Source organism: Duganella vulcania (assembly GCF_009857655.1).
GTDB classification, from domain to species: Bacteria; Pseudomonadota; Gammaproteobacteria; order Burkholderiales; family Burkholderiaceae_D; genus Rugamonas; species Rugamonas vulcania.
The window spans coordinates 339052-353750 of record NZ_WWCX01000001.1; the positions used below are offsets into that span (position 1 = coordinate 339052).

At 60.2% G+C, this 14699-nt stretch carries 25 protein-coding genes; 16 read left to right on the plus strand and 9 right to left on the minus strand.

Going from position 1 to position 14699, the window contains the following annotated elements; genetic code table 11:
* The first annotated feature begins 40 nt into the window (after positions 1-40).
* The 11 genes from GTP90_RS02030 (at position 41) to GTP90_RS02080 (ending at position 4219) form a co-directional block, all read left to right on the plus strand.
* The gene (locus tag GTP90_RS02030) at positions 41-427 is read left to right on the plus strand and encodes a YozE family protein (RefSeq protein WP_161081896.1); all 387 of its coding nucleotides are present in this window, start codon (positions 41-43) and stop codon (positions 425-427) included.
* Between the two features lie 65 nt (positions 428-492).
* On the plus strand, positions 493-954 hold the full coding sequence (locus tag GTP90_RS36340) for a hypothetical protein (protein WP_175047949.1): 462 nt from the start codon (positions 493-495) through the stop codon (positions 952-954).
* Complete coding sequence (locus tag GTP90_RS02040) at positions 951-1190, plus strand: hypothetical protein (protein WP_161081897.1); 240 nt, start codon at positions 951-953, stop codon at positions 1188-1190. The genes GTP90_RS36340 and GTP90_RS02040 overlap by 4 nt, the downstream gene beginning before the upstream one ends.
* 13 nt (positions 1191-1203) lie before the next feature.
* On the plus strand, positions 1204-1452 hold the full coding sequence (locus GTP90_RS02045; RefSeq protein ID WP_161081898.1) for a hypothetical protein: 249 nt from the start codon (positions 1204-1206) through the stop codon (positions 1450-1452).
* Between the two features lie 20 nt (positions 1453-1472).
* Positions 1473-1730 (plus strand): hypothetical protein, encoded by a 258-nt coding sequence (locus GTP90_RS02050; protein WP_161081899.1) that lies wholly within the window; start codon positions 1473-1475, stop codon positions 1728-1730.
* On the plus strand, positions 1720-2073 hold the full coding sequence (locus GTP90_RS02055) for a hypothetical protein (RefSeq protein ID WP_161081900.1): 354 nt from the start codon (positions 1720-1722) through the stop codon (positions 2071-2073). Before GTP90_RS02050 ends, GTP90_RS02055 begins: the two co-directional genes overlap by 11 nt.
* Positions 2074-2085: 12 nt before the next feature.
* Positions 2086-2469, plus strand: coding sequence for a hypothetical protein (locus tag GTP90_RS02060; protein WP_161081901.1), 384 nt, complete (start codon positions 2086-2088; stop codon positions 2467-2469).
* 14 nt (positions 2470-2483) lie between these two features.
* Positions 2484-2750, plus strand: coding sequence for a hypothetical protein (locus tag GTP90_RS02065; RefSeq protein WP_161081902.1), 267 nt, complete (start codon positions 2484-2486; stop codon positions 2748-2750).
* Positions 2751-2759: 9 nt separating this feature from the next.
* Positions 2760-3086 (plus strand): hypothetical protein, encoded by a 327-nt coding sequence (locus GTP90_RS02070; RefSeq protein WP_254451686.1) that lies wholly within the window; start codon positions 2760-2762, stop codon positions 3084-3086.
* A gap of 13 nt (positions 3087-3099) precedes the next feature.
* Positions 3100-3321 carry a hypothetical protein gene (locus tag GTP90_RS02075; RefSeq protein ID WP_161081903.1) on the plus strand — a complete coding sequence of 74 codons (222 nt, stop codon included), beginning with the start codon at positions 3100-3102 and terminating at the stop codon, positions 3319-3321.
* Positions 3322-3682: 361 nt separating this feature from the next.
* On the plus strand, positions 3683-4219 hold the full coding sequence (locus GTP90_RS02080) for a DNA N-6-adenine-methyltransferase (protein ID WP_161081904.1): 537 nt from the start codon (positions 3683-3685) through the stop codon (positions 4217-4219).
* Between the two features lie 120 nt (positions 4220-4339).
* Here the strand turns inward: GTP90_RS02080 and GTP90_RS02085 are convergent, their stop codons facing one another.
* The 3 genes from GTP90_RS02085 to GTP90_RS02095 all read right to left on the minus strand — a co-directional run bounded on the left by GTP90_RS02085 (position 4340) and on the right by GTP90_RS02095 (position 5719).
* Positions 4340-4588, minus strand: coding sequence for a hypothetical protein (locus GTP90_RS02085; protein ID WP_161081905.1), 249 nt, complete (start codon positions 4586-4588; stop codon positions 4340-4342).
* A gap of 1 nt (position 4589) precedes the next feature.
* Entirely contained in the window at positions 4590-5030 is a 441-nt protein-coding gene (locus GTP90_RS02090; RefSeq protein WP_161081906.1) for a hypothetical protein, read from the minus strand.
* Positions 5031-5491: 461 nt separating this feature from the next.
* Entirely contained in the window at positions 5492-5719 is a 228-nt protein-coding gene (locus tag GTP90_RS02095; protein ID WP_161081907.1) for a hypothetical protein, read from the minus strand.
* Positions 5720-6418: 699 nt separating this feature from the next.
* Here GTP90_RS02095 and GTP90_RS02100 point away from each other — a divergent pair.
* The 4 genes from GTP90_RS02100 to GTP90_RS02115 all read left to right on the plus strand — a co-directional run bounded on the left by GTP90_RS02100 (position 6419) and on the right by GTP90_RS02115 (position 10279).
* Positions 6419-7483: an adenine nucleotide alpha hydrolase family protein gene (locus tag GTP90_RS02100; RefSeq protein ID WP_161081908.1), complete on the plus strand. Its 1065-nt coding sequence runs from the start codon at positions 6419-6421 to the stop codon at positions 7481-7483.
* A gap of 111 nt (positions 7484-7594) precedes the next feature.
* On the plus strand, positions 7595-7786 hold the full coding sequence (locus GTP90_RS02105) for a hypothetical protein (RefSeq protein WP_161081909.1): 192 nt from the start codon (positions 7595-7597) through the stop codon (positions 7784-7786).
* Between the two features lie 865 nt (positions 7787-8651).
* A complete protein-coding gene (locus GTP90_RS02110) occupies positions 8652-9728 on the plus strand; it encodes a hypothetical protein (RefSeq protein ID WP_161081910.1) in 1077 nt (358 codons plus the stop codon).
* Positions 9729-9991: 263 nt separating this feature from the next.
* Positions 9992-10279 (plus strand): hypothetical protein, encoded by a 288-nt coding sequence (locus GTP90_RS02115; protein WP_161081911.1) that lies wholly within the window; start codon positions 9992-9994, stop codon positions 10277-10279.
* On the opposite strand, the gene GTP90_RS02120 is transcribed toward GTP90_RS02115, so the two are convergent.
* The 6 genes from GTP90_RS02120 to GTP90_RS02145 form a co-directional block, all read right to left on the minus strand.
* Entirely contained in the window at positions 10270-10473 is a 204-nt protein-coding gene (locus GTP90_RS02120; RefSeq protein ID WP_161081912.1) for a hypothetical protein, read from the minus strand. The genes GTP90_RS02115 and GTP90_RS02120 overlap by 10 nt on opposite strands.
* Before the next feature lie 140 nt (positions 10474-10613).
* Entirely contained in the window at positions 10614-10991 is a 378-nt protein-coding gene (locus GTP90_RS02125) for a hypothetical protein (RefSeq protein WP_161081913.1), read from the minus strand.
* Positions 10992-11260: 269 nt separating this feature from the next.
* A complete protein-coding gene (locus GTP90_RS02130) occupies positions 11261-11560 on the minus strand; it encodes a hypothetical protein (protein ID WP_161081914.1) in 300 nt (99 codons plus the stop codon).
* 4 nt (positions 11561-11564) lie between these two features.
* Positions 11565-11960 carry a hypothetical protein gene (locus GTP90_RS02135; protein ID WP_161081915.1) on the minus strand — a complete coding sequence of 132 codons (396 nt, stop codon included), beginning with the start codon at positions 11958-11960 and terminating at the stop codon, positions 11565-11567.
* A 14-nt stretch (positions 11961-11974) separates the two neighbouring features.
* Complete coding sequence (locus GTP90_RS02140) at positions 11975-12166, minus strand: hypothetical protein (RefSeq protein ID WP_161081916.1); 192 nt, start codon at positions 12164-12166, stop codon at positions 11975-11977.
* 65 nt (positions 12167-12231) lie between these two features.
* A complete protein-coding gene (locus GTP90_RS02145) occupies positions 12232-12492 on the minus strand; it encodes a hypothetical protein (protein WP_161081917.1) in 261 nt (86 codons plus the stop codon).
* A gap of 810 nt (positions 12493-13302) precedes the next feature.
* Between GTP90_RS02145 and GTP90_RS02150 the strand changes: the two genes are divergently transcribed.
* A complete protein-coding gene (locus GTP90_RS02150) occupies positions 13303-14484 on the plus strand; it encodes an ATP-binding protein (protein ID WP_161081918.1) in 1182 nt (393 codons plus the stop codon).
* Positions 14485-14699: the final 215 nt, after the last annotated feature.

Below are 14699 nucleotides of genomic sequence, written 5' to 3' on the forward strand. Positions count from 1 at the left end.
GCGCCCCGCACCGGCCGGCAGCCGACGAACGAAAGATGGCATGAAAATCAGCATCGAAATACCGGATACGCCTGAACTCGCGGCGATTACGCACGATGAGATGAAGTCGATCATCGAGCGGGCGATGGCGTTTACACATGATCGCGACGATGGCTCGCAGATCGACATCGCCGGCACGAAGGCAACCGTTATCGTGAGCCCTTGGATGGACCGCCCGTCCCGCTCGTTCCGTGCGTGGCTGAAGACGCAGAGCGGACGAGACGATTTTGTAGGCGACCTGGCCAAGGACGCGGTGATGGACAAAGCGTCACCAGGTGGCCGAGCGACCAAGCTCGAGTGGCGGCGCCACATCGTCGCTGCTGTCGGGGAAAATACCGGCGCGCTGAGCGCGCTCGATGAGGCATGGGCAGAATTCTTAAAGGCATAGGAATAATCCGACGCTCACGCTGCGTCCCGACGCTGGCCGGAAGCCAGAGCTTACAAGGCATCCCTATGAAAACTCCGACGATTTCGGAAATCCAAGCTTTGAACGGCAAGATTTTTGCGATGCTGAGTGCGCGCGAAAAGGAAGTGCTGGACTACTACCGCGATCAGGGCCGTAAGCACGGCGTCGCGGTATCGATCGTTAATGAAGCCGATCCGGAAGAACTGGCCCGCGCCGTATCGAAGGAGCAGGCCGACCAGATCATGCAGCGCGGGAACAGCCGAGTGTCGGTCACCGTCGCCGCCGGCCACCTGCAACAACTGCTGGCTGACACGCCACAGCACCGTCAACGTCAGGATGGAACGGACAGCCAGCAACGCGACGTCGAGGCATTCTTGCTTGGTAAAGGCGTGACAGTGCTGGGCGCCCGGGACAAGGTGCATGTTGCCACTCGCCTGGGCTGCTACGACGCCGCCGATCTGTACAAAATCCAGGCCGCCGCACAAACCAACAAGGAAAATGCACGATGAGCAAATACGAGAATCTGGACAAAGCCATCATGAACAAGATGGGCGGCCATCCGCAAATGTGCAGTGCGATCAACGTGCGTGACGTGCGCGCGGAATGCGAGCGCATCGCCGCCGCTGAAGCGGGGAAGGCAGAAGCCTTCCGCATTCTGGATCGCCGGCTCCAGGCACTGCGCAAGGCGGGCAAGATCAAGTCCACGTCCAAGGGCTGGCTGCGCGTCGGCGCCAACCAGATCTGACCGGCAAACCGCTATGACCACTCGCCGCATTCTCCTCAAGCCGAACGACAAGATTCGCCCCTGTCCGAAGTGCGGCCAGAATACCGAATTCACCATCCATTCCGCGCAAGTTGCGGAGGACCTTTGCGAGGTCTGGGCCGAGTGCAAATGCGGCCATGAACCGGACTCTGGGGACCGCTTCGAGGATGTATTCGGGGGCGTCGACGACGGCAATGTACAAGTTGCCCTATCGTGCTGGAATGACGCCTTCGCTTCGGCGTAACTTACCGGGGAAATATTCAGATGACGCAACTACCGCAACCAACGCAGGGCATCCCAACGACGCCGGCTACCGAACAGGGTGTCCGAGCGTTCTTCGACGGCCTGGCCGCGATCCATGACACCCTGACCTACAGCGCGCCGGCGCAAGTGGCCCTCGCGATCACGCCCAGTCTTGCTAGTCTTCTGGAGCAATTCTGTGGCACCGATCCGCGGTATGCACGCGTGATGGCCATGGTCTGGATCAACGACTACAGAACCATAAAGGCCAATGGCCGATAACGAAAGGCATGTGATGACACTGGCAAAGCAATTTTGGGACGGGAAGCGTTGGGATGGACACCGCGCTTTCAATACGGTGGGGCACGAACATGTGTCTTGCTACTCGCCGGCAGAAGGCTATCATAGCTGCGAGGTAATGGTAGTCGAATGCGCCGATGGGCGCTGGTATATCGAGGACAATTGGGGCGGCGACGCCAAGGGCGCCGAAAAGGTGTGGAATCCCTACGACCCATCCGATGCGGGACCGCACTTCTTCGATTCCGAAGAACAAGCCATGAAGCACGCGGTCGCGGTCGTGGCCAAAGTCAGCGGTGTCGAAGAGTCTGCTGTCAGCGGTATCTGAGTGATGAGCAATATGTCATACGGTTTCGATGAAAAAGGCCTGCGCAAATTCGTGATGCGCCCCTTCAGCTGGCTGAAGCAGCACTACCCCGAGCTTGCCGGGTGGCTGAGCGAAACGAGCTCCTACCTCTCTGCACAGGCGCTTTGCGAGATCAAGGATTATGGCGACTGCGTGTTGGTCAACCTATTTACGGACCAACGCGTCTACCACATCAACGCCTGCGCCGGCGCGGAGGGGTACCTGGGCCTGCAGGACGCCCTCCGATCAACCGGCGCGGGTAATGACTGGACCAACGGCCCTTATTCAAAGGAGACGTGGCACAAGATTGTTTGCGACATGCTGTCGTGTGAGCTCATTTCACTGGCTCGCCGCGACAATCCAACCCACGAAGATTGAAGCGGAAGCGACCAATGTTCCATAAACTGGCGGCAAAGCACCTACCGTACCCAAAATTGCTGCGCACTGCGATCGAAAGGCGGCTGGTGACTGTCGCATTTGCCGCCGACGGCGGTGTCTCGTTCATCATCTCGCCAGCTTGCGGCAATGTACGAGAGATTCGCGAAGCGATCGAGCGGCGCAAGCGTTGGGATTTGCGTGTCGCCCTTGCCGAGGGCGCGCTGTTCGGTGTGTTCGCAGTGGCCGCAGCCGCAATGCTGCTGAAACAAGCTTTCCGTTAGGAGCAGAGCATGAACGTCGTGCGCAGGAATCAACTGCTGTATTTTGTCGTCGCCATCGCTCTTGGCGTCATCGGGTATCGTGGTCTGACCAAGCCGGTAACAGCGCCGCCTGGTTCGCCCTTAGCAGCGCGCTTGCTGGCGGCGCAGTATGTTGGCCAGTCGCAGGGAGCCGACCCGGTTCGCGTCAACGAAGAGCCGGTTATCCAGGCGGGCACGGCTACGGTGAAAACGGTCTTCGGCACGAACCAGGAATGCACAGTCAAGCTGGTACGCTCCCACGATGAAACACGGTACGGATGGCTCGTCGAACGTGTAGCCTGCGGCCAGGCCAACTAGATGGAGGAACACGATGGAATTGACTGATGCTCAAAGGCGAGTCCTGCAATGGATTGGCAATGGCTGGACCACCGAGCCGGGAGGCGGAGCCCGCGTACTGGTCAATGGCAAGCGCATTTGCAACACCGATACGATGATGGCGCTCGCGCGCGCGGGCTTGGCCGTCAAGGATGACCGCGGCTGCTGGTCGGCGACAGGAAAAGGCAAGTCGGTTGCTGGCCAACTTAGCCTCTAAGAGTAGCAGTGCACCGGACAATTCAAATAAACGTGGAACAAGTCTTAGACCAGCGCGAGCATGAACTGGCGGCCATTCATCGTGCGGGTGTTCGCGCGGCACGTCGGATTTCCGCAGGTTATCGGCGATTGTTCCCGCTTTCCATGCTGACGCCGTTCATTGTGGGTTTCGAAGAGTATGAACGGCGGGGGAATCGGTGCGAAGTTTTCACCGCCAAAGTGCTTAAGGCACACAAGGCCGCCATCCAAAAGGCGCCCCAATAGCAGGGGAAGATACCGTGGGCTTGGGCGCCATCGGCCACAAATGGCAATTGCACCACACCCCACGTAAGCTGGCAGGCATCTAACCCGACTCCTGCCCCATGCGCATCGCAGCCTACCGATTCGACAACGATAAGCGCCGCAGGCCTGACCACCACCAGCGCCAGGCCATGCTCACGCCAGGGTACGTCCTCGAGCCAGTGCGCAACCTGTTGGGTGGCATCGGTCTGGACCCGTGCACAGAGCCTGACAACCCTACAAAGGCCACAACCTTCTACCACCTGCCCATGGATGGCTGCGCCCTGCCCTGGCATACCGGCCCGGTGTTTTGCAACCCGCCTTACGGCGAGGCGCGCGAACGGTGGGTCGAGCGCTGCATCGAGGAAGGCCGGCGCGGCAACAAGGTCGTGCTACTTATTCCCGCGCACCCGGACACCAAGAACTTTCAGCGCGCCCTGCGCGCCTGCAGCACCGTGCTCTTTGTCCAGGGCCGCTTGAAGTTCGGCGTGCTGCGCGAGAACGGGCGCCAGGAGGCGGCCAGCCACGGCTCGGCCTTATTCGGCTTTAACGTAGACCTCTCGCCGCTCCAAGAGCTTGGTGTGGTGCTAACGCCCCCAGCCCTGCAGAGAGGGGCATAGGCTCGCAACGCATTACATTGAAGACGAACACGCGTTCTGGTATCACCGGGACCAATTGCGAAAAAAAAGCCCCGGACGCATCCGTGATGGATGGCCGGGGCTAGGGTTATGCATTATGGCTTAAAACTCCAGAACGCCAATTTCAACCAGGATCTTGTGGATCTCGTCGTGGGCACCTTGGGTTTGCTCATCGAGGTCGCAACCGGAATCCAGCGCGGCCTTTTCGACGCGTTCGCTGTCGATCTCATCGAGCACCTCGGCCGCCATCATTTCAAATGACTTGCCCTGGGTATCAGTCACGCGCAACGAATAGTCGCGCAGCACGTTCTCGATATCGATCTCGGTGACTTGGAATGCCGTGCTGATCATATCAGGCCTCCTCAACCAAACGGGTGGCCATCCTGGCTTTCAGATCGTTCAGGGCGCCAATACCGCACCACAATGACTCACTGGTGTGCTTGAACGGGAATAGCGCCTTGATGTCGCCATCCTGGTAGATCTCGGCGTGGCAACCTTCGAGACAGTATTCGGGATCGAACGTGACGTACTCCTCGTCGTTCTCACCTTTCACAATCTCCTGGCCCTTCAGGTCGCCCTCGTCGACGCCATTGACGTTCTCGAACAGCTCGTAGCCAAAGGCCCACCAGATTGTGACCTTATCGACGCCGTTTTCCTTCATGAAACCCACGCACTTCTCGGCCTTGTCCAGGAATGATTGGGTGATGTACACCTCAATCATGTTGGGATCACTCGCCCATTCCTGAGATGAATTGATGTCGGTTGATTGAACGGTCAACTTTTCATTGTGCATTTTCTACTCCTTGTTGAAACGCGGAGCCGCACCTATCCCTTGACGGGAACAGTGACAACGTTCCCGCGCGGGTGGTTGAATTCCCTCGAGCCAGATGGCCGTAGGGGCGATTCCGGAAAGACGGAAGTCCGCTTTCCTGAATTGTGGTAGCGCACACCGCTATTAGCGGGTGGCGATTTTGATGGTGGCCGGGTGGCCGGATTAGGTCGATAGACTGCGATTTGCCTTGTGGCCGGCTGGCAGCTTGCCTTGATAGGTGCCTAGCACCGGGGAATCCCTCAAATCCTATTCGGAATTTATGATTTTGGCAAGTCGAAATGCGCCCGCTCAGTGGGGGCCGGGAAGAGCCTCACCGCACGGGCTGGTCGGCTAGCCGACAACCACACCTTCGCACCGCAAGACGTGCTGGCGGCCCACCGCGCGAAGGTGTGCATGGTCACCGACAGGGGACGCCTACGCCATCAAGCGCCATTGGCGGCATCGGCGAAGCCAACTTTCAAATACGGCCTCGATCGCGCCATATCAGTGACAGGTTCGGCGTCCCATTCATTGACCTTGGTTTGCCAGTCGAGCGCTTTGGCAAAGCACTCCTTGGCCCACGCCTGGTTGTTATTTTCGAGTGCCGCCTCGCCATCGAGTCGCCATTGCCGGGCCCGTTGCTCAGCCTGGGCTCGTGTGGCCGTTGTCAACGATGGCCGCGCGGGATTGTGCGCGCGCTTTGTTTGTCGCGGACGCACCCGAATCAATGGTTGGGTAACCCCGTGGTGGGCGCTGGGCGCTGGGCGACGACGGACAACGGGGCCCACGCACCACTGCGGGTTTGGCAGGAACCCGGTAAGCCGCGTCCCATCCGGGGCCACGAGCAGCTCGATGCTCGATGCTCGATGCTCGATGCTCGATCGTGGCGGTGGCGGTGGCGGAGCAAGGGTCCGAGGTGAGCGTAACGGCGCAACCAGCGTAGACACCGTTTTAGCGCTACCGTGGCCCGCCTCGTCCTACCATAACGCCGCGCGGCGGGTGGCGGTGTTACCTGCGCCGGATCGAGCCTCTAAGCCCGGGCGCCGACCCACCGGACAGTTACACCATACGAGCAGCCCGGTGGCGCCATAACCACAACAGGTGCCCCAGTAGCCCCATCACAGAGGCCGGAGTCCGCGCTACCCACAGGCGCAACTGCAGCTGCGCGAGGCGCGCGCGGGCTCAGTTGGTCCTTTGCTTGACGCAACGTTGCGCCTCAGAGGCAATGGCGTCATGCCCGGCAGCCGACCGGCGCCAGCACGGCCGTCCGCCCCCTCGCGCACACGCGTGGCAATTGGAATCGGCGGGTCGCCTCACGTACGCTGAAGGCATCCAAAACACCACAGCGTCACGCATTCAAAAGGCCCATCATGCGAACCCTTTTTTCTGATGAAGAGCTCATCCACTGCGGCCTGGCCAGGCCCGCGCCGATCCGCCACCCCATCGCCTACGAGCCCCACGAGCGTCCAAACCTCAGCGACTACGATAGATTTTTAGTCTTCTTCAGTGGTGGAAAAGATAGTGTGGCTTGCTTCCTCTGGTTGCTCGACCAGGGTATTCCGGTCGATAAAATTGAGCTGCATCACCACTTGGTCGATGGCCGTGAAGGCTCCAAGCTGATGGACTGGCCCATCACGACGGACTACTGCGTCAAGTTCGCCCAGGCCTTTGGCGTACGGCTGTCGTTCTCGTGGAAGGAGGGCGGCTTCGAACGTGAAATGCTGCGCGAGAACGCGCCAACCGCCCCCGTGCACTTCTATACCCAGTCGGGTGAGAAGCGCCAGATCGGTGGCGACGGCAAGCTCAACACGCGCAAGAAGTTCCCGCAGGTCTCGGCCGACTTGTCGGTGCGCTGGTGCAGCAGCTACCTGAAGATTAGCGTCGGCGAGTCGTACATCGTCAACGACCCCGTGTTCCGTCAGGGGAAGACGCTTGTGCTCACCGGCGAGCGTGCCGAAGAATCGGCCGCACGGGCCAAGTACAAGGTGTTCGAGCCGCATCGTGCCGACAATCGCAATGGTGCGCGTGTCAAACGCTGGGTCGATGTCTACCGCGCCGTCCACGGTTGGCCCGAACAGCAGGTGTGGGAAATTTTCCGCAAATTCGGTGTCAATCCGCACCCGGCTTACCACCTGGGCCTGGGCCGTACCTCATGCATGGCCTGCATCTTCGGCAGCCCTAAGCAATGGGCCATGCTCAAGCACTACATGCCCACGCACTTCAAAAGCATCTCCGACTACGAGACCTTGTTCAACACGACCATCAAGCGCGGCGCCTCCGTCGTGCAGACAGCAGCCAAGGGCGTGGTGCCGGAGCTCGATCGATTCTGGCTGGAAGTGGCCATGGGGGAAACCTTCACGCCGCAAATTCTCCTCAACCCGGCCACGTGGAGCTACCCTCTGGGTGCATTCGGTGAATCATCAGGCCCGACCTGATCGGGCCCCCTCCCCCGGCGAATCGTCAGATCGCAGGGGGCGATGCCAAGACGGCCAACACCGCGCGCCGCGCCAGCGGCAACAACTTCCGACACGCTTGCGAGGAACACCATGGGCACAATGACCGAAGAACAGTGGAAAGCGGAACAGCGCCGCCTTAGCGCCGCCGTCACCAGGAAGCGCAACCAAGCCAAGCGCCCAGGCACCTTGGCCACCAAACTCGCACTCAAGGAGGAGGTCAAGGTGGTCGAGACGGCACTGCGCGCGCACAAGCTGAATTACTATGTACTGACCGGCGCCTGAGCGGCGTTATGCCTACGCCGGCAATTGCGCACGTGACGCCGCGCGCGCGGTAGGCAGCGGTAGGCATCAAAACGAGGCCCAGCGACACGTCGGCCGTCGCTCTCCCCAGCACGGCCCGCGCACCATCACGAAGGTGCCAGCTGCAGGCACACACAACCACTGCCTCGCCGGGTCGCCGAGCGGGTGGACAGCACCATGCAAGCACCACGCCCAGTAAAAACAGCATTCGGAACTGCCTGCCCGCGCCGCACTCCCAAAGCACCACAGCTTCCGAGCCCTTCTCCTACCCCACGAGAAGATGCCCGGCCTTGGCCAACCGATACGTCCCGCGCCGGTGCTCAAAACCTCGGCCCATCACCGTGACCGACATGACGCGCCAATGGCCCGCGGCGGCCGGCACCGACGGCGCCGCCACCAAAGGCACCATGGACATCGCCGCATGCAAGCGCCCAGACAGCAACCTGAGAGTGCGACGTATGCCCGAGCACAATGAGCGGCCCTTCCAGCAGCGTGCGTCCGGTCCCACAGCCGGCCAGCGCCCGGCGCAATGATCACATGGCCAAGAACGACACCAGACAGTTCGAAGGACGAGGACACTGCCCGCGCGCTGAGCGGTTAGGGCGGTATCTAGGCACGCACAAAGCGGTTCGGCAGGCATTGTGGCAGGCTTAGTCCGCCAATGAAATGCCGGCGCCAAGCGGCAATGCAGACACCGATACGACATGACTTGGCGCCTGTGGTGGTTGCAGGGTTACCCGGTTATAATTGCCGCAATGCAATTTATTTAATTTCATCCAAGACCGCATGATCCAACCCGGACCCAGTGCGCCAACGTGCCGCCAGGGTCCCCCGAATGAGACCCTCTATGCGCTTATCGACACGGCAGCACATCGCAATTTCCCTTCCAGCACTGCTTGCTTGCATGGCGGCCCAGGCATCAGACTGTGACACAAATTTTGTTGCGTCTGGCAACTTCATCACAGGCTACAAATTCACGACCTCAGCGCAAGTGTCAGACGTCCTGGCCGACCCAGCCTTTACAGCCGCGAGCCAGTACCTGCTAAAAGAAGGCATCACGGTGCTCCAGGTCGATCGCTCAGCGCACCTGCTGTCTGGACTTCTGCATGGATCCACGCCTAACCGGCCGATACCACTGAACCTGGCCGTCGAGGATGCCGGGCATGGCGCAAGGCTGACACTGACGCTCACTACGCCGGGCGGCGTATTTACCAACGATGCGGCGGCCAAGGAGGAGTTCTGCAAGGTCGTGGCGGCATCGGCCATGGCCAGCGCAACGACACCAGCTGCAAGGGAACCAGAGCGCGCGGCTGGCAAGGTATCCGAACCACCCAAGACCGGCGCCACACCGGAACCTTCGAACAGGGTTTGCCTGGGCAAGGCCTGTCTGGGTATGACGCTGCAAGAGGCCACGGTATTACCACTCGATGAGGTGGAGCGCATCTTCCGCTTCGTGCCAAATCACATCCAAGGAGCTTTCGGGCTGAACGACAAGGGTGAGCGCGTCTGGTGGGCAGCCGTCCAAGACATGGATGCACCAACTATTCGGCAGTATTCGCAAACGGTGAAGGTGCTGTGCAAAACGAGCGGCTTCCGTGCGTCGATGAAAGCGAGTGACGGGCAGCCCATTAAACTTGAGTTTCACGCGATTCTTAGTGAAGGTCGGCCGAAGATCGTTCTGACCTACATTGACCGCAAGCTCCCCGACACGATGAGCGCTAGCGAGAAAAATGCCTTCGAACAACAGGCCAAGGCCAAATACGGGGATGCGTATTTCAAACCAGATTATTTTTCCGGTAACCAGCCGAAGGCAGCCTACGTTACGCTCGGCCGTTCACTCTTATTTCAGCTACGCAGTGTGGACGCCGATAGCGAAAAGTTGATGGAGCAGCCTGGGTGTACCAGCCGTCCGAGCCTGGAGTAAATGCCAATGGATGGTTACTCATAGAGGTGACGCAACGTCCTACCGCGCCTTGGGAATACCGGTGGCGGTGACAACGCAGGCGATCGCAGCCGCGGCGGAGGTTTCTGGGCAGACTGCAGGGTTGGGAGCGTTCGGCGCGAGCATAAGAACGGCGGTCCATACACGCCGAGCACACGGATAGGCGCGCCTTTCTGGCCCGCCCGGCACTTCCCCACGACCAAATCGCCACCCCACCTGGGCCACAGTGCTACGCGAGCGCCAGCGTGCTCTATGTGGAGAAGGATCGTTGGGGACGTGTCGACCGCACGTTCGTCTGGTTCGATGACCAGGATCTGAACGACAGGCCGTATCAATGGGCTGGCACCATTCATCCGGACGACCGCAAATATGGTTCCGACAGCGGCAAAGTTTTCGTTCCAGGGACAGCCTTGACCGCCGCTTCAACCTCATCGCGCGGCATCGGTGCCGGTCTCACCTTCACTTGGGTATTCCTTTTCTCGATCCCTTTTCGCTACCCCATGACGTCTACCGTACTACTGCTTTACGACTGATTTTTTTTGCGATCGAGGGTGCGAATGACCAGGCCCAGCAACCCGATGCTACCAGCCAAGGCCCCCATGGTAAGCAGCCCCACAATGGCGAGGCGGCAGGCCCCGCCATCCTGCGTGCCCATTACCCAGTTCATCCCATAGGTCACCGCAGCGCCTGCAAGAGCGAGGCCTGCCAGTCCAAAAGACTCTTTCATTTCACGACTCCCATTCAGTGAGGTTGATATTGCAAGGCAAGAAAGACAACACGTAATAAGCACTAGCGACCGCAACGTCCTGTTCAACGTAATGGATTGGTGGGGAACAAGGCTGCGAGATGGACAAGAGTCAACCGGCGCTAATGGATCGTATCGTGATCTGGATCGGCGACAACAGGTACCCCGGCCGCTTCACGTAAGCAGTGCACCAGGTCGAATTCAATCACCAGCGGCGACATTGGATTACCATTTCGCGCAGCACTTTCCGCCATTCTCGACAGCAACCAGGGCCATATGCGTTCACCCACTTCAGCAGGCAACTCGACTCCAGAGGACAGCAGAGGCCGCAATTCATCTTCAGTGATACCTAACCCGGCGGCCATTTCGGTCTCGGTCACATCAGGCTCAAGATTGAGCATCACGCGGAGAAAGTGCAGCCTCCTCTCCCCCGTGGAAAATTCCTCGCGCGGCTTTAAACTATACGCATAGCGGCGAATTGGACCTTGTGAAGCGCTCACGGGATTCGTCTTTTCTAATGGAGCTCATCTGTAAAGCGTCTCCCCGCAATGGGCTGGTGCAGAGTGCGCGAGCGATTGAAATTTCTGGCAGTATAGAAGTGAGACAGCACTAACGGCCGTCTGTAAGATGCCCATTTTGGTAATCTTAAGCAGAAAAGATTGACTCGCAGTACGCGGCTTGGAAGGTTGTCTCCGAAGGCAACGATATGGTTCCGACAGCGGCAAGGTTTTCGTGCCAGGGACATCCATTCATGGGAGGATGGGTCTGGTTATGGGGCGACGCCAGGCGCAGTTGCCATAACAGGCATGACGATGAGCGCCAGGCGAGTCCGGTTAAAGCAATCGCGATTGAGCACGTAGGCCGCCAGCATGCGGTCGGTCCTGTCCAAAAGCGCCACGAGTTTGTACGGCAGCGCCTGCGTAGCGTCGTCGGGCTGCGGCACTCGCCGCGGCGCCAGTTCGTGGTGGGCCTGGGCCTGCTCACGCAGGAACTGCTCACCGATCCTCGCCGCGTCGATCTCGTCGAGGTGCCAGGTCACCGCGGGCACGAGGGCTTCCATGCTGGCCATTTGGTCAGGCATCCGGTGCTGGCTGCGCCCTTGCCGGCAGCTTGACGCGGGCAGCAGCGGCAATGTCAGGATAATTCTGGGCGCAAACCCGGCAGGTCGCCTCATCGCACCGGCCGGCGGCATGCAGGCCGACTTCCTCCTGCGAGAATTGATCGGCCGCCGCTTGGTCAGACACCAGCTGCACGCAGGTGCTCACGAACGATTTTGGGCTGTCGGTCAAGTCAAACTTACCACCACCGACCAATTCACGCAGCTTACGACCAAGCTCAGCGTCGCGGGCCAACTGCTGCAGTTCGACCACCGATCGCTGGTGGAACTGTTCACTGGCCCAGGTGCCCTGATGGACATTGGCATGGGTCTTGTGGAAAGTCATCATTTCATCAAACGCGCTTGTGGTCATGGTCGTTTTTCAGTTCAAAATAGTTTGAGCGCATGGCGCTCGGCCAGGTCGTTAGCATACCGGTCAAAGTCCAGCATAACATCGGCGGCATCACGAAGAACCCAGCGCCCGGCCATGGGGTTGCCGTGCGGGGTGCTGCCGTATTCGCGCTTCATCGACACCGTGCCATCTTGCGCCCGAAACTCGGCGTCGGAGATACGATCCATCACGGTCACAGTTCTATGTCCCATGGCTAAGGTCCCAGGTCAGTGGAATGTTCGTCGCCCGCCGTTCAGCTGGTCATCACCCGCTCAAGGTGATCGAGCGCGTCCCGCACAATCCTGTCCTGCCAGCCCTTGCCTTTGTATTCGACCGTGGCGGCGTTCACGCGAGGGCGGGCATATCCTGTGGCAAACGTGCGCCGTTCAAAATCAACGGTCACATAACCGCCGCCAATCTCGCCGGGCCGTTGAAAGCACACGCAGTGCCCGTCTGGCAGATATTCGTGGGTCCAGCCCTCGCTTTGTTCGTGGTACTTCAGTTCATCAGCCATTTCAGCGTCCAGGTTAAATTTCAGTGTCCGGGTACAAGCATGCTGGGGTAGCCGTCCGGCGCGGCCGGTGCCGCCGGCGCCCAGCGCACCACAAGGCATCGCAACGTGCTTTGCATCTCATCAGCCTCCTTCGAGCTGGTCATGTGCAATAACCGCGCAGCATTATGACCGAGTCCACGAAGCGTTGACCAACCCCGCATTTCATGTCCCGCATTCTACCGTTGTGGCCAGCGCATTCAAGATCGGCCCAGCCTGCTCGCAAGACTCCAATGGCGATCCCGGCCAAGCTTGCGCGGTCGATCGACGTGGATGGCGCCTATGGCCAGAGAGACCAGGTCGGCACGAGCGAAGCTGGCCACCGGCAGCGCATGCCGGCCAGGTCCTCAAGAAGGGTGCTATGCACTGGACCGAACCTGCGGGAGGTGCATCCCGGGCGCTGCGCGAGAAGCGACAACGACGCCCACGCACCACTTCGGGTTTGGCAGGAAGCCGATGGGCGGGCCGCGTCACAGCGACGAGCGTTGCATCAGCTCCACGCTCAAGCCACACCGATACGCGCCAGCAACCGCCCACCTGCTGTTGCGGCGCTACCGGGCACGACGGCATAGTGGCGGTACTACGCAAGGCGGGAGCGTACTACCATGACGTTGGGCGGCCGGTGATGGTGTGCGCCGGGTGATGCGGAGGCGGTGCTACCTGCCCGTCCGGCGCATCGGGCTGGCCAGGACACGCATCGCGTCGGCCGACTTGAATTATTGAGAATTATGGATAGACTATAATTATTGCTAATCCATAAAACGGAATAATGCCATGACCCAGTACTTTGCACGCCCAGAGCTGGCGGCCCAGATGGCCAAGCAGATCATCCACCCGGATGTGCTCAGCGCCCATCTGCGCTCCGGTTTGTTTATTTCCGGCAACCGTCGTACTGGCAAGACCAGCTTTGTCAAAGGCGACCTGATTCCCGCGCTGGAGAAGGAAGCGGCCCTCGTCATCTACGCCGACCTTTGGTCCGACGTGAAGGCCAATCCCAGCACCCTCATTCACGACGCGCTCAAGAAGGCGCTGATCGACCTGCAGTCGCCGGGCTCGGCCCTGCTCAAACGCCTCTCTGCCATCCGGAATTTTGAACTGGGAGCGGCCGGCTTCAAGTTTGGCTTCAAAGTCGACAGCGTCGGCACACCGGGCGGCGCCACCCTCGCCCAAGTCATCACTGAAGTTGTGGACCAAGCCCAGCGTGACGTGGTACTGATCGTTGACGAGGTTCAGCAAGCGATGGCGACCGAAGAAGGCAACGACGTGCTACTGGCATTGAAGGCCGCCCGCGACGCTGTCAACCTGAGGATTGCTACGCCAGGGCATTTCCTCTTCATCGGAACCGGATCCCATCGCTCCATGGTGCGGGAGCTGACGACCAAGAAGACACAAGCTTTTCACGGCGCCGCTACAGTTGACTACCCCCTGCTGGGTCAAGACTATGTGGACGACCTGATGGCCAAGCTGCGCGCCAGCGGCCGGACCGAACTCCCATCGAACCAGGCGGTCTACGAGGCGTTCGTCACGCTCGGACACCGTCCGGAAGATCTCTCACGCGCGCTACGCCAGCTGCTGGCGGGTGATCAGACCCGCGTCAGTCTGGATGACGCGCTTAAGATCATCGCCCAGGCCCTGCGCAACGCCAATGCCGACGTCGAATTGATCAAAATCGAGCAGCTGGGCACGCTCGCCGAAGCGATCTTTGACCGTATCGCTTCGAGTGACGGTGACGCCAAAGGTGTGTTTTCCGGCGAGGCCGCGACAGCCTACAGTACCGCCGTCGGGCGCGAAGTGCGTGTCGAGGAAATTCAGCCGGTGGTCAACGAATTGGTAGCCACCAATCTGGTGATGCGTCGCGGACATGGCCTGTACGCGGTCAGTGACCCGGTGGTGCAGGCATCCTGGCGTCAGCAACGACAGGACCTGTTGGGCCAGCCGGAGAACAAGGCCCCATAGCAATTAGATTGCGAACCACACCGCCAGGGCGCCATGGATGGCGTGGCGCTTTGGCGTGTTAGGGGTCTGCCATCTGGCGGCAAGACTTCGGCAAGCCATTGCCCACTTAGCGGCCCGGCGCACCGGTTCGGCGGTCGCCCGATCAATCACCTGGCGTTCGGTGTTCGCTGGAATGTCAGGCCATGGCCCAAGCCACGGCCGGCGAAGGACGAGCA